The following is a 16400-nucleotide window of genomic DNA, read 5'->3' as shown; positions in this document are numbered from 1 at the left end:
CCTACACGGACGTACTTGCGGCGTCCCCGCCGCCCGACACCGCCTCGCCACGCTTCAGTACACCAACCGCCGCTGTTGCTGTTGCCGTTGCTCTAGCCTTTCAGCGGGTCCCGGGCCGCAGGCCCGGGCAACAAACCCTACCGGTCGTCGCGCAGTTCGCCGCCCGGCAGGAACACCCACGTACGGGTAACCTGCAGGATGTCGATTTCGTCTTCAGTCTTCGGCAATGGCGGGAACGGCTGGGCCAGCTGCACCACCCGCAGTGCGGCCTCATCCAACAATGGCGTCCCGCTCGAACGCAGGATCCGGCTGCTCTCCACGCTGCCATCGCGGCGCACGCCCACGCTGATCACTACCTGGCCGCCGAGGCGGCGCTGCCGCGCCTCATCCGGGTAATTCAGGTTGCCTACCTTCTCGGCACGGTCGACCCAGGCGCGCAGGTAATTGGCATAGGCATACTCACGCGTGCTGGCCGACACGAACTTGCGGTTCGGGCGCTTGGCGTACTGCGCCGAGCGCAGATGTACTTCGGCAGCCAGCCGCGCCATCTCCACGTCGCGCTGTTCGCGTGCGCTCAAGGGCGCATCCGGTTCGGGCTGATCCGGCGTGGGGCGGGACTGCGCCTGCGCCACCACCTCTTCGCCATTGCGGCTGCTGACCACCCGTGCCTGTGGCGGCGGAACCGGCGCGGCCGATTGCTGCTGCTGTGGAACCGGGCTGATTCCGGACTGGGCCTGCGGCACGATGCCGGCCTGGTTGTCGCGCGGACGCTGTGCGCGGTCGTGCTCGCCACCGCCTTCCTGATTGGCCGCGGCCAGGAAATCGGCCTGCTTCGGGGTCAGCGCGGTGCGGGTCTGGCTGAAAATGACTTCCAGTGTCGGCACCAGCGGCGCATCGCCCTTCACGGCGAAGCCCACGCCCAGGATCAGCAGGGCGTGGACCAGCACCGACAGCGCGATGGTCGCCCCCAGCCGTTGCGCTTCGCGCGGCGGCGGGGGCAGGACGGCAGGTGCGGCAGACATCAGCGCAGGCCGGCCTCGAGTGCGTCGAACAGGGTGCCAGCGATGTTCAGGCCGTACTGCGCGTCCAGTTCGCGCACGCAGGTCGGGCTCGTCACGTTGACCTCGGTCAGGTAATCGCCGATCACGTCCAGGCCGACGAAGCGCATGCCGCGGCGCTTCATCTCCGGGCCGACCTGGGCGGCGATCCAGCGGTCGCGCTCGCTCAGCGGGCGGCCTTCGCCGCGGCCGCCGGCGGCCAGGTTGCCGCGGAATTCATCGCCCTGCGGGATGCGCGCCAGGCAGTAGTCCACCGGTTCGCCATCGACCAGCAGGATGCGCTTGTCACCGGCGGTGATGTCGGGAATGAACTTCTGGGCCAGCGCCAGCTTGCGGCCGCCGTCGGTCAGGGTTTCCAGGATCACGTTCAGATTCGGATCGCCCTGGCCGCTGCGGAAGATCGAGCGGCCGCCCATGCCGTCCAGCGGCTTCAGCACGGCCTGGCCGTGCTCCAGCGCAAAGGCCTTCAAGACCTTCGCGTCGCGGCTGACCAGGGTCGGCGGGCAGCACTGCGGGAACAGCAGCGCGGCCAGTTTCTCGTTGTAGTCGCGCAGGCCCTGCGGGTTGTTGACCACGCAGGCGCCGGCCGCTGCGGCCACGTCCAGCACCTGGGTGTCGTAGATGTATTCGGCGTCGACCGGCGGGTCCTTGCGCATCAGCACGATCTGGCCAGGGCCGAACTCGGTGCGGCTGAACGCGCCCAGCTCATACCAGCCGGCCGGGTCGTCGCGCACCTGCAGCGGCGCGGTCTGGGCCACCGCTACGCCACCCTCCAGGGCCAGGCCGCCCGGGCGCACGTAGTGCAGGGCATGGCCGCGGCGCTGGGCTTCCAGCAGCATGGCGAAGGTGGTGTCCTTGGCGATCTTGATGTGGGCGATGGGATCCATCACCACGATGACGTTCAACGGCATGGGCGCACCTGTCAGGCAAGGCGTTGATGGTAGCGGCAACGCCGCTCGCGCGCCTCCCCGCCGTCCTGCAACGCAGCGTCCGCCCGGCGGTCGCGCACGCATTGCGAAACCCGTCACGTTCAGGAGGGTGCCATGCCCCGCGCCATGGGGCGGCCTTGAAGCGGGCGCGGAAAGTGCGATATAGATACGCTTTCGTAGCGGCCCCCGCCAGAGATCGGGCCGTGCGCTTGGGGATAGGCAATGACTGAAAACACGACTGCGGGCGGGGAACTCGCAGGACTCCGGGTGATGGTCATCGATGATTCGAAGACCATCCGCAGGACTGCGGAAACGCTGCTCAAGCGCGAAGGCTGCGAGGTGGTCACCGCCACCGACGGCTTCGAAGCGCTTGCGAAGATCGCAGACCAGCAGCCGCAGATCATCTTCGTCGACATCATGATGCCGCGCCTGGACGGGTACCAGACCTGTGCGCTGATCAAGGGCAACCAGCTGTTCAAGGCGACCCCGGTCATCATGCTCTCGTCCAAGGATGGCCTGTTCGACAAGGCGCGGGGACGCATCGTCGGCTCGGAGCAGTACCTGACGAAGCCTTTCACGCGTGAAGAACTGCTGGGTGCCATCCGCACATACGTCAACGCCTGACCAGGGGGGAAAGGCACAATGGCTCGTATCGTTCTGATCGAGGATTCACCGACCGACCGCGCGGTGTTCACCCAGTGGCTGCGCCGTGCCGGCCACGAGGTGCTGGAGGCGGACAATGCCGAGGATGGACTGCAGCTGGTCCGCGACCAGGTGCCGCAGCTGGTGCTGATGGACGTGGTACTGCCCGGCATGAGCGGCTTCCAGGCCACCCGCGCGATGGCCCGTGATGCGGCGATCAAGCACATCCCGGTGATCATCGTCAGCACCAAGGCGATGGAAACCGACAAGGCCTGGGGCCTGCGCCAGGGCGCGGCCGATTACATCGTCAAGCCGCCGCGCGAGGATGAACTGATCGCGCGGATCAACGAACTGGTGGCCTGATGCGCTCGCCCTTCGACATTCTCGAAGCCTACGAACGGCGCAGCCTGGCCCACGCGGTGCAGCTGCCCGAGCGGCAGTTCGCCCAGGACCTCTGGCGTGGCGTGGGTTACCGCGTCGGCCAGCGCCGGCTGGTGTCCGATTTCCGCGAAGTGGTGGAAATCGTGCCGATGCCGCCGGTGACCCCGGTGCCGTGCGCGCAGCCGTGGCTGCTGGGCGTGGGCAATCTGCGCGGCAACCTGTTCCCGGTGGTCGACCTGAAGTACTTCCTGGAAGGCACGCGTACCGTGCAGCAGGAAGGCCAGCGCGTGCTGATCATGCGCCAGGCCGGCGGCGACGTCGCCCTGACCATCGATGAACTGTTCGGCCAGCGCAGCTTTGAACTGGACCAGCAGATCGCGGCCGGCACGCTGGCCGAAGGGCGCTACGGCCACTTCGTCGATCGCGCCTTCCACGCCGACGGCCACGACTGGGGCGTGTTCTCCCTCTCGCTGCTGTCGCGTACCCCTGAATTCCGGCAAGCCGCGGCCTGAGGCCGGGCATCGCCCCCTGCATTGAAGATCGAGGTTGAACGATGAGTACTGCTTCGGACGCCACCAAGACCGGCAAGCTGCGGCTGGGCGGCAGCAACCTCTGGCTGTTCCTGCTGCTGGCATCGATGATCCTGTTCGGCGTCAACACCGGCGTCGCCACCTGGCAGGGCAGTCGCCTGGCCGATGCCGGTTCCAAGGCGGCCGACCTGCAGGTGCTGTCGCAGCAGCTGGCCAACCAGGGCCGTGACGCGGTGGGCGGCAACGCGCAGGCGTTCACCGCCTTCAAGGCGACCCGCAACGCGATCGAACAGAACGTGTCGACACTGCAGGGGCGCTACGGCAAGGAGCCGGGCGTGTCCGGTGCCATCGCCACCCTGGGCGAGACCTGGGCGCCGCTGGGCAAGCAGGCCGGGCAGCTGGTCGCCAGTGAACCGGCGGTGCTGGCGCTGGCTGGCAACGCCAACAACTTCACCGGTGCGGTGCCGGGCCTGCAGGCCCAGCTGAACGAGCTGGTGCGTGCGATGTCGGCCTCCGGCGCGCCGTCGTCGCAGGTGTACAGCGCCCTGCAGCAGGTGGTGGTGGCCGGCTCCATGGCCCGTCGCGTGACCGAAATGCGCGCCGGTGGCAGCGCCGCAGCGACGTCCGGCGATGCACTGGCACGCGACATCACCGTGTTCTCGCAGGTGCTCGACGGCCTGCGCAACGGCAACGAGGAACTGGGCATCACCGCCGTGCGCGGTGCCGCCGCCGTCGCCGCACTGGAGCAGTCGCAGCAGAAGTGGGAAGCGATGAAGCAGGACGCTGACGCGATCCTGGCCAGCTCGCGCCAGCTGTTCGCGGCGCAGTCCGCCGCCACCGCGCTGGGCCAGGGTTCGGCCCACATGCTGGATGACAGCCGCAAGCTGTTCGATGCGTTCTCTTCGTTCGGCTCGGTGTCTGACACCCGCCTGTTCCCGAACTTCTGGATCGGTGTGGTATCCGGTGCGCTGTCGCTGATCGCGATCATCGGCTTCGTTTCCACCAACGTGCGCAGCCGCTCGCGCGAGCAGGAACTGCGCTACCAGACCCAGGTGGAATTCAACAGCCGCAACCAGCAGGCGATCATGCGGCTGCTGGACGAAATCTCCTCGCTGGGTGAGGGCGACCTGACGGTGAAGGCCTCGGTGACCGAGGACATGACCGGCGCCATCGCCGACGCGATCAACTACGCCGTCGACGAGCTGCGCCACCTGGTGACCACCATCAACGACACCTCGGCCAAGGTCGCGCTGTCCACCCAGGAAACCCAGGCCACCGCCATGCAGCTGGCAGAGGCGGCGGGCCACCAGGCCAACCAGATCACCTCGGCGTCGGACCGCATCGGCGAAATCGCGGCGAGCATCGAACAGGTGTCGCGCAACTCGGCCGAGTCGGCCGACGTGGCACAGCGTTCGGTGGTGATCGCCGCCGAAGGTGCCGGCGTGGTGCGCGAGACCATCCAGGGCATGGACCAGATCCGTGACCAGATCCAGGAAACCTCCAAGCGCATCAAGCGCCTGGGTGAGTCGTCGCAGGAAATCGGCTCGATCGTGGAACTGATCAACGACATTTCCGAACAGACCAACATCCTGGCGTTGAACGCGGCAGTGCAGGCGGCGTCGGCCGGTGAAGCGGGTCGCGGTTTCGCGGTCGTGGCCGACGAAGTGCAGCGCCTGGCAGAACGTACCTCCGGCGCGACCCGACGCATCGAGAACCTGGTGCAGGCCATTCAGGCCGATACCAACGAAGCGGTCACCTCGATGGAACAGACCACCGCCGAAGTGGTGTCCGGTGCACGCCTGGCCGAGGATGCCGGCACCGCGCTGACCGAGATCGAGCGCGTGTCCAATGCACTGAACACCCTCATCAAGAACATCTCCATCGCCGCCCAGCAGCAGTCGGCCGCGGCCTCGGACATCACCCGCACCATGGGCGTGATCCGGCAGATCACCGGCCAGACCTCGCAGGGTGCCGGGCAGACCGCCGAATCGATCGGCCACCTCGCGCAGCTGGCGGCCGACCTGCGTCGTTCGGTCGCCGACTTCAAGCTGCCGGCGTGACGCGGGCAGGGCGGCGAGCAAGGAACCAGTCGATGAAGCATTTCCATTCCCCACGCCAGAACTCGCGCGGCTTCCGCGCGGCGGCGAACGGAGCGCGTCCATGAGCAGTCTGCGCGATGCGATGAGCCACGCAGCGCTGGGCTGGGTCAAGCCCGAGCTGGACGAGACCCTGCGCCAGGTGCGCAACGAAGTCGAGTACTACGCGGAAGACCCGACCGACGCCAGCCGCATGCGCATCTGCGCCGGCTACCTGCACCAGGTGCAGGGCACCCTGCGCATGGTCGAGCTGTACGCCCCGGCCATGGTGGCCGAGGAGCTGGAACAGCTGGCCAATGCCATTGGCGCCGGTGGCGTGGCCGATCGGGATGAAGCCTGCGCGACCCTGATGCGTGGCAGCGTGCTGCTGCCCGATTACCTGGAGCGCCTGCAGAACGGTCACCGTGACATCCCGATCGTGCTGATGCCGCTGCTGAACGAGATCCGTGCTGCACGTGGCGAAGAGGGCGTACATGACAGCGTGCTGCTGGCATTCGCACCGGACAGCGTCACCGCCACCGAGGCCGAGCTGGACCATGCCCGTGGCAGCCTGAGCGGGCGCAACCGCGAGCTGCTCGATACCGTGGGCAGTGCAGTGAAGGAAGAACTGCTGCGCATCAAGGATGCGCTGGACCTGCACCTGCGTACCGGCGGTGCGCCGGAGCAACTGCAGACCCAGGCCAACGAGCTCGGTGCGGTCGCCGATACGCTGGGCATGATGGGCCTGGGCGTGGCCCGCGGCGTGGTCGTGCAGCAACGTGATGCCCTGCGTGGCGTGGTCGAGGGCCGCCAGCAGATCGACGAAAACCTGCTGCTGGATATCGCCGGGGCGCTGCTCTACGTGGATGCGTCGCTGGATGACCAGGTCGCCCACCTGGGCGCCGGCGGCAGTGGCCAGGACGATCCGAGCGCAGTGGAGAACCGGCGCACGGTAGAGGTGCTGGCGCACGAGGCCATCGCCAACTTCGCCGCCGCGCGCGAGCACTTCGTCGCGTTCATTGAAACCAGCTGGAACCATGCCGAGCTGCACGACGTGCCGCGCCTGCTGGGCGATGTGTCCGGTGCGCTGCGCATGCTCGACCTGGGTACCGCCGCCGATTACCTGCGCGGTGTGCAGCAGTACATCGAAGCCGAGCTGATCGGTCGCCAGCGCGTGCCGAGTGGCCGCCAGCTGGACACGCTGGCCGACGCCATGGCCAGCCTGGAGTACTACCTGGAAGCCCTGCGCGACCGTCGTCCGGGTCGCGAGGACATCCTCGACATCACCCGCAGCAGCCTTGAGGCGCTGCGCTACTGGCCGTTGCCGGACCACGATGCGGCTGAGCCGGCAGCGTCCGTGCCGCAGTCGATCGAGCGTGAGCCGGTCGTGCTGCAGGGCGAGGCACTGCAGCCAGAGCACATCGAGATCCCGGTACAGTCGGCCGCGCCGGCACCCGGTGAGGTGCCGGTACCGCTGCCGGACTTCACCTTCGATCCGCCACCGGCCACGCCTTCGCCTGCAGCGGCGGACAACAGCTTGATGTTCGGTGGGCTGGGATCCGTCGCCTCCGCGCCACTATCGCTGCGTGACGAGTCGGATGCACCGCTGGTCTTTGCCGCCTCCAGTGCACCTGCACCCGAGGTCCCGCAATGGGATCTGGCACCGTTCCATCCTGAGACCGATCCGCCCGCTCCAGCGGACGATGAGCGCAGTCCGACGTTTGCCAGCTTCGATCCGGTCAGTTTCGAACAGCTCGATGCAGGGCAGGGCGCCGCCGCCCATTGGACGCTGTCGGAGGCGGCTCTGCCAGTGCAGTCCAATGCGACAACCGGCCTGGACGTAGAGGACGCCGCCGACGCCTCGCTGTCCATCGAGACCGGCGCGCATGCCGCACCGGGGTTCGACCCGGTGGCCGCCGAACATGACGCGGTTTCTGCAAGTGACGACGTCGTGTTCCGTTTCGATGCCGATGCGCTGGACAATGCCGACGACGTGTTGTCGCTGCATGCGATGGAGGCATTGTCGCTGGAGGACGCTGCCGGGCTGCATCCGTCGCTGGAGAGCATCGATGCCACTGCCCCTGCGGTGGTGGAAGAGAGCCCGGCTGCCGCAGAGCCGGACATCACCCCTGTGGATGTGCCGGTGGAAGCGCCGGCACCGCTTGCCGATGTGCCGGCAGCGGCGGTGTCGATGATCGACATCGACACCATCGCACCGATTGATTTCAGCGAAGCCGACGCGCAGTTCTTTGTCGAGCTGAGCGCTGCCGCCGCGGACTTCAATCCGCAGGCGACCCCGACGCCGGCCGATGCGGAAGCGCCAGTCGCCGTGGGCAGCGCGGAAGATGCAGACGCCGGCTTCGAGGCCGGCTTCGACGACGATGCCGAGAACATCGACGAGGACATCCGCGAGGTGTTCCTGGAAGAGTTCGACGACGAACTGGCCAACCTCGGAACGTTGCTGCCGGCATGGCGCATGCAGCCGGACAACATGGACCGTCTGCGTCCCATCCGTCGCATCTTCCATACGCTCAAGGGCAGTGGCCGACTGGTCGGTGCACGCACCCTGGGCGAATTCGCGTGGAAGATCGAGGGCATGCTCAACCGCGTGCTCGACGGCAGCCGCCCGGCGACGCCAGCCGTGCTGGCCATGGTCGACAACGCGCATGCCGCGCTGCCGCAGCTGAACGCCGCGTTGCGTCATGGCCAGCGGATCAGCGTGGACCTGCAAGCGATGCAGGCCATTGCCGATCGCGTCGGCGCGGGTGAGGAAACCTATTACGTACCGCTGCCGGTTGCGGCCGCTCCCGCCGCACCGGTGGTCGAAGCCGATGGCGAGGACGAGATCAGCCGCATCCTCGAAGGCGAAGCAATGGCGTCGGTGCAGGCTGAAGCCGATGCGGACCCGGCGCCTGAAGCATTGGGCACGCCGGCCAACATCGACAGCGTGCTGCGCGAGATCCTGGAAGCCGAAGTGGAAGTCCACCAGGCGACCCTGCAGGACTGGCTGCGCTTGGCACAGCAGGCGCAGCAGCCGGTCAGCGACGCGCTGCTGCGCGCGGTGCACACCATGAACGGCGCCTTCGCGATGACCGAAGTGCCGGAAATCACTGCCGTTACCGGCGGTGCCGAGTCCTACATCAAGCGCGCGCTGGCCGCGGACGTGGTGCCGGGCGACGAGGGCGTGGCTGCGCTGGACGCGACCGCGCAGGCGATCACCGCGACCATGGAAGCGCTGCAGGCCGAACAGCCGCGCATCATGCCGCAGGAAGCGCTGGTGCAGCGCCTGCAGGCGCTGGCCGGTGAACTGCCGGAAGCGCGCTGGCCGATGGTCGGGCTGGGAGACGAGGATGAAGAGGGCATCGAGCTGGCGCCCGATGTCGGGCAGGCATCCGAAGCCGAAGCGCCGCTGGCCGGGCTGGACACGCTGGACGAAACCAGCATGGCGTCCGCTTTCGACGCGGCGCCCGATCTCAGTGCCGAGCCGCAGCCGCTTGCCGAAGATGCGCTGGAACCGGTTCCAGCTGCAACCGACCCGCAGACGCTGGACATCGCAGCCGACAGCGGCCTGGACGTGGGCGAGCTGACCGCCAGCGACGATCTTTCGCGTTACTTCGACGCCGGCTGGCCGTCGGTGCCGGGCGAAGGTGAACCTGCCGTGGCGGACCCCGGCGCGATTGAATCGATCCAGCCGGTCGAGAGTGCGCCTGTTGTCGAAGTGGCCGAAGCAGATGCCGTGCCCACGATCGCGACGGTCGACGACGCTGATCTGACCATGGCCGACGATCTGTCGCCCTACCTCGACGCCAGTGCGCTGCCGGTGGATGACCGCGACGCGGAAGAGCGGCCGGTGCCTGCGGAAGTTGACGCGATCGACCTGAATACGCCGTTGTCCTTTGATTCGGGCAGTGCCGATGACAGCGTCATTGACGCCGCTGCTGCACTGCCACTCGACAGCGGGCTGTCGAGCCTGCAGGATGAAATGGCTGCGCCGGGTTTTGCAGAACCGGTCACGCTGGCAGCCGCGCTCGAGGCCGGCCTGCACGTGATCGAAGACGAGCAGACCCTGGACGACGACGGGCAATGGCCCGTGCTCGGCCTCCAGGCCAGCGAACTCGCGCCGGGCGAGGCGGAAGCCTTTGCCGAGGATGCGGACGTCGGCGGGGAGGCGGCGGTCGGCGAAGGAGAGAGCGCCGATCAGCCGTCCCCGGCGACGGTGAACGAGGTGAGCGCTGCCGAAGCACTGCAGGCCACCGCCGAGCCGGTGCGGTTCTTCGAACTGGAAGAAGCGCCGGGGCAGGGCACGGCCAACACCGATGCCGAACCTGCCGAGGCCGACGCCGGAGAGCGGGCGCCGCTCCACGATGAAGCCTCCACCCTGGAAGACACCGCGGATGGCGCCGATGCGCTCGACTTCAGCGTGTACGACCGCGAACTGGTCGACATCTTCGTCGAGGAAGGCAAGGATCTGCTCGACCACTGCGATGGCCTGATCAGCGAGCTTCGCAATGCGCCGCAGGATCGCGAGGTGCTGGCCGGCCTGCAACGTGACCTGCACACCCTGAAGGGGGGCGCACGCATGGCCGGCATCAATGCCATCGGCGACCTTGGCCACAGCATCGAATCCCTGCTGGAAGCCGTGGCGGCCGGCCGCACCGAGATCGAACGCCGCGACGTGCAGCTGCTGGAGCGCGGCTTCGACCGCCTGCACCAGCTGCTGACGCGGACCGGTGCCCACCGCGTGGTGGCGCCTGCACAGGACCTGGTGGAGGCCTTCGAGGTCCGCACCACCACCGATATCGCGGCGGCCGCTGCGGCCGCGCGTGCGGCCAGCGAGGCCGAGGCCGTGCCGGCACAGGCTGTGGGCCCGCTGACGACGCCGGCCGATGCCCCGCTGTCGGCACCACTGCCGGCCGAAGGCGTGGCCGACGAAGATCCGCTGGCGCGTCCGCAGCAGGAGCAGGTGCGGGTGCGCGCCGACCTGCTCGACCGCCTGGTCAACCATGCCGGTGAAGTGGCGATCTATCGCTCGCGTCTGGAACAGCAGCTGGGTGCCTTCCGTGGTGCCATGGCCGAACTGGAGCGCACCAATGCGCGACTGCGCGACCAGCTGCGCCGACTCGACCTGGAAACCGAGGCGCAGATCGTCGCCCGCTACCAGCGCGAGCAGGACCAGGCGGACCAGAAGTTCGATCCGCTGGAACTGGACCGTTTCTCCACCCTGCAGCAGCTCAGCCGTGCGCTGAACGAGTCCGCCGCCGACCTTGGCGGCCTGCAGGGCGTCCTGGACGATCTGTCGCGCCAGTACGACTCCCTGCTGCAGCAGCAGTCGCGCGTAAGCTCGGAACTGCAGGATGGCCTGATGCGCGCGCGCATGGTGCCGTTCGACGGTCTGGTGCCGCGCCTGCGCCGCGTGGTCCGCCAGTCCGGCATGGATACCGGCAAGCAGGTCCACCTGACCCTGGAAGGTACCCACGGCGAACTGGACCGCAACGTCCTCGACCGCATGGTCGCGCCGCTGGAACACATGCTGCGCAACTCCGTGGCCCATGGCCTGGAGGCGCCGGAACAGCGCCGCGCCGCCGGCAAGCCGGAGGAGGGCGAGATCGCCATCCGCCTGCACCGCGAAGGCTCGGAAATCGTGCTGGAAGTGGCCGATGACGGCGCCGGCCTGGACCGCGAGGCGATCCGCCGCCGCGCCATCGACCGTGGCCTGCTGGCTGCCGATGCCCAGCCGAACGAGCAGGAACTGGACAACCTGATCTTCGCCTCTGGTTTCACCACCGCCGACCAGGTCAGTCAGCTGGCAGGCCGTGGCGTGGGCATGGACGTGGTGCGCAACGAAGTGCGCCAGCTGGGCGGTTCGGTCGATATCCAGTCAGTGCGGGGCCAGGGCGTGCGCTTCACCCTGCGCCTGCCGCAGACGCTGGCGGTCACCCAGGCGGTGTTCGTGCAGATCGGCGAAACCACCTTTGCGGTGCCGGTCGCATCGGTCAGTGGCATCGGCCGCCTGTCGCGCGAGCGTTTCGAAGCGGCCGACAGCAGCTATCGCTACAGCGGCGAGGACTATCCGCTGTACGACCTCGGCAGCCTGGTCGGGCAGGCCCCGGCGCGTGCCGATGGCCAGGACCAGGTACCGCTGCTGCTGGTCCGTGCCGGTGACCTGCGTGCCGCCGTGGCGATCGACCAGGTGCTGGGCAACCGCGAAATCGTGGTCAAGCCGGTCGGCCTGCAGATCGCGTCGGTGCCGGGCATCTACGGTGCAACCATCACCGGCGATGGCCGCGTGGTGGTGATCCTGGACGTCGCGCCGCTGGTGCGCCGCTTCCTCGCCAACCCGACGCTGCCGGTGCTGGCCAACGCGCCACGCCAGGAGCGCCAGGTGCCGCTGGTGATGGTGGTGGACGATTCGCTGACCATGCGCAAGGTGACCGGGCGCATCCTCGAACGCCACAACTTCGAGGTCAGCGTCGCCCGCGACGGCGTGGAAGCACTGGAGCGCCTGGAAGAACGCGTGCCCGACCTGATGCTGCTGGACATCGAGATGCCGCGCATGGATGGTTACGAGCTGGCCACCGCGATGCGTGCCGACCCGCGCTACAAGGACGTGCCGATCGTGATGATCACCTCGCGCAGCGGCGACAAGCACCGCCAGCGCGCCTTCGAGATCGGCGTGCAGCGCTACCTGGGCAAGCCGTACCAGGAGCTGGACCTGATGCGTAACGTGTACGACCTGCTGGGGATCGCCCGTGTCCGTGAGTGAAGCCCAGGCGGCCCCGGCCGTCGCCCTGCTGGCCCGTCCTGGCGCGGCGCGCGAGCGCCTGCGCGAGGCGTTGTCGCATGCCGATGTGCAGCTGGTGCTGGAAGACGACCCCAACGGCCTGGAGCCGCAGCTGCTGCAGGACGCGCGTCCACAGTTCGTGGTGATCGCGCTGGAAGCGGCCATCGAGGATGCTCTGGAGCGGCTTGAAGCGGTGCTGTCCGCACCAGGCCTGACCCTGGTCTTCGACGAAGCCGAGCTGGCGGCGCGCCGTGATGGCTGGGAGGCACAGCGCTGGGGCCGCCATCTGGCCGCCAAGCTGCACGGCCACCAGCAGGTGCTGCCGCCGGGTGCGGAAGACGAACCCACCCTGCAGCTGGAACCGGGTCACCCGGCACCGCCGCCGGCACCACGGGAAGAAGCGCTCCAGCCGCATCTGGACCAGGCATTGAGCTGGGCCGACGAGGTACCGGCGGACAGCCTGTATGCGCCACCGGCGCACCTGCACGAACCGATCGCGCTGGAGCAGGCACTGGCCGCGCTGCAGCCGGTGGTGCCGGAGCCGCTGGAGGCAGCGCCGATGCAGCCGGTTGCCGCACCGGCAACGCCGCCGGTGTCCTTCGACCACACCGCGTGGTCGCTGGTCGAGGACGTAGCAGACGCACCCGCAGCCACCGGGTACAGCGCCGCGATGGAAGCCCCGCTGCCGTCCTTCGATACCGATCACCTCAGCCTGGTGGACCTGGACACTGCGGCGCCTGCGGGCGCACGTGCCGGCTCGCTGCTGGTGCTGGCCGGCATTGGCGGCCCGGATGCGCTGCGCCGCCTGCTCGGTGCGCTGCCGTCGTCGCTGAGCGTGCCGGTGCTGGTGCACATGCGCCTGGACGGTGGCCGCTACGGCAACCTGGTCAAGCAGATGGCACGGGTGTCGCCGCTGCCGGTGCAGCTGGCCGAAGCCGGCCAGCGTGCAACACCCGGTGAAGTGCGCGTGCTGGCCGATGACATCGGCGTGCAGGCAGCCAGCGACGGCCTGTATTTCGTCAGCGACGCGCAAGGTATTTCGATTGCCGGGCTGCCGGCCGACCACACTGCGCTGGTCCTGCTCAGCGGCGCCGACCTTGCGCATGTGGGTCCGGCGCTGGATCTGGCCGCCGCCGGTGCCTGGGTGGCCGGGCAGGTCGGCGAGGGATGCTATGACCCTGCCGCAGCCACGGCGGTGGTCGCCGCTGGCATGGTGGCGGGTGAGCCACAGGAACTGGCGCAGGCCATCGCCTCGCGCTGGGGCGTGGAAGACGATAACGGAGAGGCACCATGAGCTATGCCAGCAATGACGAAATCCGCGGCGTCCTGATCCAGGCCGGCAACGAGCGCGTGCTGCTGCCCAATGCCACCGTGGCCGAAATGATGTCGCGGGTGCCGGTGCAGCCGGTTTCCGACGCCCCGCGCTGGCTGGTCGGCGAAATCGGCTGGCACGGTTGGCAGGTGCCGCTGGTGTCGTTCGCGCGCCTTTCCGGCCTGGGCGAGGAAGCCGTGGGCGGCCACAACAAGGTCGTCGTGCTGAAGGCCCTCAGCGGCAACGCGCAGCGCCCCTACTACGCGCTGCTGACGCAGAATTTCCCGCAGTTGATCTCGGTGCCGCGCGATGGCCTGCTGGCCGATGCTTCCGAGGAAACCCTGCCGCAGATCGTGCACATGCGCGTGCTGCTGGGTGAGCAGAGCGCGCTGCTGCCGAACCTGGATGCGCTGGAAGCCGCGCTGGATTCGCTGGCGACCTGATCGGCAATCCGCCGGTCGGGTTCCCGGTAGTGCCGGCCGCTGGCCGGCAACCTCATGATCCCTTGGATGCCGGCCAGCGGCCGGCACTACCACCAATCAACCTTACCCCAGGTCGCCCAACCACGCCTGCAATGCCGCGATCGCGGCCAGCCCGGCGGTCTCCGTGCGCAGGATGCGCGGCCCCAGCTGCAGGCCCTGGAATCCTGCCGCTGCCAGCTGATCCCGGTCGCGCGGCGACCAGCCGCCTTCCGGGCCGATCGCGATCACGATGCCGCCGGTCGGCGCCGCGTCGAGCGTCGACAGGCGATGGGCACCGTGCGGGTCCAGCGTCAGCCGCAGCGTATCGGCCGGCAGCGTCGCCGCCGCCTGCGCCAATGCCACCGGCGAGCCCACCTGCGGAATGCGCGCGCGCCCGGACTGGCCGCAGGCCGAGGTCACCACGTTGTTCCAGTGCGCTACGCGCTTCTCCGCGCGCGCGGCATCCAGCTTCACTTCGGTGCGCTCGGCATTCACCGGAACGATGGCGCTCACGCCCAGCTCGGTGGCCTTCTGCAGGATCAGGTCCATCTTCTCGCCTCGGGCAATGCCCTGCAGCAGAGTGATCGCCAGCGGCGATTCGTTGTCCACCGCCTGCACCGCATCGATGCGCACCTGCACCTCGCGCTTGCCAGCGGCGGTCAGCGTGGCGCTGTAGTCGTGGCCATCGCCGTTGAACAGCACGCAGGTATCACCCTCGCGCAGGCGCATCACCCGCACCAGATGGTTGGCCGTCTCTTCCGGCAGGGTCACGGTCTGGCCGCTGTGCAGCGCCAGGTCGATGGGGCAGCGGGTCACGCGCATGCAATCGCCTCGTCAATCGCCGCCAGCGTGGTATGTGCCAGCAGCTCCAGTTGTTCGTCATCCACGCAGTAGGGTGGCATCCAGTACAGCACGTCGCCCAGCGGACGCAGCACCACGCCACGTTTCAGCGCAGCCTTGTAGGCGTGCAGGCCCAGTCGCAGCGCCGGATCGAACGGCGTGCGCTTGTTGCCATCCCGCGACAGCTCGAAGGCCACCACCATGCCGGCCTGGCGGACGTCGGCCACGTGCGGATGGTCGCTCAATGGCGCAGCCAGCGCGCCCATCACCGAGGCGATGCCACGGTTGCGGGCGATCACATCGTCGTCGCGGAAGATGTCCAGCGTCGCCAGCGCAGCCGCACAGGCCAGCGGGTTGCCGGTGTAACTGTGCGAATGCAGGAAGGCGCGCTCGCGCGAGTCATCAAGGAAGGCGTCGTACAGCGCCTGCGTGGCCAGCACCGCGGCAAGCGGCAGGAAGCCGCCGGTCAGGCCCTTGGACAGGCACATCAGGTCCGGCATCACGCCGGCCTGCTCGCAGGCGAACAGGGTGCCGGTGCGGCCGAAGCCGGTGGCGATCTCGTCGGCGATCATGAATGCGCCGTGCGCATCACACAGTTCGCGCACCCGCTGCAGGTACACCGGGTCATGCATGCGCATGCCGCCGGCGCACTGCAGGCGCGGTTCCAGGATCACTGCGCAGATCTCGCCGGGATGCTGGTCAAACAGAGTGGCCAGGCCATCAGCGGCCTGGCGTGCGCGATCAGCCGCACTCTGGCCCGGCTCGGCCAGGTAGGCATCGGGCGAGGGCGCGAACAGGCCTTCGGCCAGCAGCGGCGCGTAGACGCGGCGGTACAGCGGAATGTCCGCCATCGCCAGCGCTCCAAGGGTCTCGCCGTGGTAGCCGTTCTCCAGCGCGATGAAGCGCGTGCGCCGTGGCTCGCCGCGGTTCTGGAAATACTGGAAGGCCATCTTCAGCGCGACTTCAACGCCGGCCGAGCCGTTGTCGGCGTAGAACACCTTGGCCAGCGGCTCGCGGCCGGGCTGGCGTGGCGCCAGCGCCAGCAGGCGCTCGGCCAGGGTGATCGCCGGCTCATGGCCGAAGCCAGCCAGCATCACCTGTTCCAGCTGCCCGGCCTGCGCCGCGATGGCGCCGCCGATGCGCGGCTCGGCATGGCCGAACAGATTGGTCCACCAGCTGCTGACGGCGTCCAGGTAGCGGTTGCCGTCGTGGTCGATCAGCCATGCGCCTTCACCACGGGCGATCGGCACCAGCGGCAGGGTATGCGGGTGCTCACGCATCTGCGTGCACGGATGCCACAGCACCTGCAGGTCGCGTTGCCGCCAGTGCTGGGCCAGCGGGGAGGGGGTTGGGTCTGCTAGCATTTCGGGCTCATGAACATGTTGCTGCCT

Annotated in this window: 11 protein-coding genes; 7 read left to right on the top strand and 4 right to left on the bottom strand. The window is 68.5% G+C overall.

Annotated features, from left to right (window positions below; genetic code table 11):
• Positions 1–137: 137 nt before the first annotated feature.
• Complete coding sequence (locus AC5P9P_RS08175) at positions 138–1022, bottom strand: energy transducer TonB family protein (protein WP_111108631.1); 885 nt, start codon at positions 1020–1022, stop codon at positions 138–140.
• Positions 1022–1969, bottom strand: coding sequence for a glutathione synthase (gene gshB, locus AC5P9P_RS08170; RefSeq protein WP_005410718.1), 948 nt, complete (start codon positions 1967–1969; stop codon positions 1022–1024). Before gshB ends, AC5P9P_RS08175 begins: the two co-directional genes overlap by 1 nt.
• Positions 1970–2209: 240 nt before the next feature.
• Between gshB and pilG the strand changes: the two genes are divergently transcribed.
• The 7 genes from pilG to AC5P9P_RS08135 all read left to right on the top strand — a co-directional run bounded on the left by pilG (position 2210) and on the right by AC5P9P_RS08135 (position 14151).
• Positions 2210–2611: a twitching motility response regulator PilG gene (gene pilG / locus AC5P9P_RS08165; protein WP_005418455.1), complete on the top strand. Its 402-nt coding sequence runs from the start codon at positions 2210–2212 to the stop codon at positions 2609–2611.
• A gap of 18 nt (positions 2612–2629) precedes the next feature.
• Positions 2630–2992 (top strand): response regulator, encoded by a 363-nt coding sequence (locus AC5P9P_RS08160; RefSeq protein WP_005410717.1) that lies wholly within the window; start codon positions 2630–2632, stop codon positions 2990–2992.
• Complete coding sequence (locus tag AC5P9P_RS08155; protein WP_005410716.1) at positions 2992–3522, top strand: chemotaxis protein CheW; 531 nt, start codon at positions 2992–2994, stop codon at positions 3520–3522. The genes AC5P9P_RS08160 and AC5P9P_RS08155 overlap by 1 nt, the downstream gene beginning before the upstream one ends.
• 41 nt (positions 3523–3563) lie before the next feature.
• Complete coding sequence (locus AC5P9P_RS08150; protein ID WP_005410715.1) at positions 3564–5600, top strand: methyl-accepting chemotaxis protein; 2037 nt, start codon at positions 3564–3566, stop codon at positions 5598–5600.
• Between the two features lie 100 nt (positions 5601–5700).
• Positions 5701–12378 (top strand): Hpt domain-containing protein, encoded by a 6678-nt coding sequence (locus AC5P9P_RS08145; protein ID WP_164076471.1) that lies wholly within the window; start codon positions 5701–5703, stop codon positions 12376–12378.
• Positions 12365–13690: a chemotaxis protein CheB gene (locus AC5P9P_RS08140; RefSeq protein ID WP_049433095.1), complete on the top strand. Its 1326-nt coding sequence runs from the start codon at positions 12365–12367 to the stop codon at positions 13688–13690. The genes AC5P9P_RS08145 and AC5P9P_RS08140 overlap by 14 nt, the downstream gene beginning before the upstream one ends.
• Positions 13687–14151 carry a chemotaxis protein CheW gene (locus tag AC5P9P_RS08135; RefSeq protein WP_033833436.1) on the top strand — a complete coding sequence of 155 codons (465 nt, stop codon included), beginning with the start codon at positions 13687–13689 and terminating at the stop codon, positions 14149–14151. The genes AC5P9P_RS08140 and AC5P9P_RS08135 overlap by 4 nt, the downstream gene beginning before the upstream one ends.
• Positions 14152–14253: 102 nt before the next feature.
• Here the strand turns inward: AC5P9P_RS08135 and AC5P9P_RS08130 are convergent, their stop codons facing one another.
• Positions 14254–14991 carry a 16S rRNA (uracil(1498)-N(3))-methyltransferase gene (locus AC5P9P_RS08130; RefSeq protein WP_033833435.1) on the bottom strand — a complete coding sequence of 246 codons (738 nt, stop codon included), beginning with the start codon at positions 14989–14991 and terminating at the stop codon, positions 14254–14256.
• Positions 14982–16373 carry an adenosylmethionine--8-amino-7-oxononanoate transaminase gene (bioA, locus tag AC5P9P_RS08125; RefSeq protein WP_033833434.1) on the bottom strand — a complete coding sequence of 464 codons (1392 nt, stop codon included), beginning with the start codon at positions 16371–16373 and terminating at the stop codon, positions 14982–14984. Before bioA ends, AC5P9P_RS08130 begins: the two co-directional genes overlap by 10 nt.
• Between the last annotated feature and the right edge of the window lie 27 nt (positions 16374–16400).

The sequence above is a fragment of the Stenotrophomonas sp. YJH_SMC_14-1 genome (assembly GCF_059372275.1).
This window is presented reverse-complemented; position numbering and strand designations above follow the sequence as displayed.

Bases quoted from the DNA above. Each gene is read 5' to 3' on its own strand.
- AC5P9P_RS08175 (WP_111108631.1), bottom strand. From the start codon at position 1,022: ATGTCTGCCGCACCTGCCGTCCTGCCCCCGCCGCCGCGCGAAGCGCAA.
- gshB (WP_005410718.1), bottom strand. From the start codon at position 1,969: ATGCCGTTGAACGTCATCGTGGTGATGGATCCCATCGCCCACATCAAG.
- pilG (WP_005418455.1), top strand. From the start codon at position 2,210: ATGACTGAAAACACGACTGCGGGCGGGGAACTCGCAGGACTCCGGGTG.
- AC5P9P_RS08160 (WP_005410717.1), top strand. From the start codon at position 2,630: ATGGCTCGTATCGTTCTGATCGAGGATTCACCGACCGACCGCGCGGTG.
- AC5P9P_RS08155 (WP_005410716.1), top strand. From the start codon at position 2,992: ATGCGCTCGCCCTTCGACATTCTCGAAGCCTACGAACGGCGCAGCCTG.
- AC5P9P_RS08150 (WP_005410715.1), top strand. From the start codon at position 3,564: ATGAGTACTGCTTCGGACGCCACCAAGACCGGCAAGCTGCGGCTGGGC.
- AC5P9P_RS08145 (WP_164076471.1), top strand. From the start codon at position 5,701: ATGAGCAGTCTGCGCGATGCGATGAGCCACGCAGCGCTGGGCTGGGTC.
- AC5P9P_RS08135 (WP_033833436.1), top strand. From the start codon at position 13,687: ATGAGCTATGCCAGCAATGACGAAATCCGCGGCGTCCTGATCCAGGCC.
- AC5P9P_RS08130 (WP_033833435.1), bottom strand. From the start codon at position 14,991: ATGCGCGTGACCCGCTGCCCCATCGACCTGGCGCTGCACAGCGGCCAG.
- bioA (WP_033833434.1), bottom strand. From the start codon at position 16,373: ATGCTAGCAGACCCAACCCCCTCCCCGCTGGCCCAGCACTGGCGGCAA.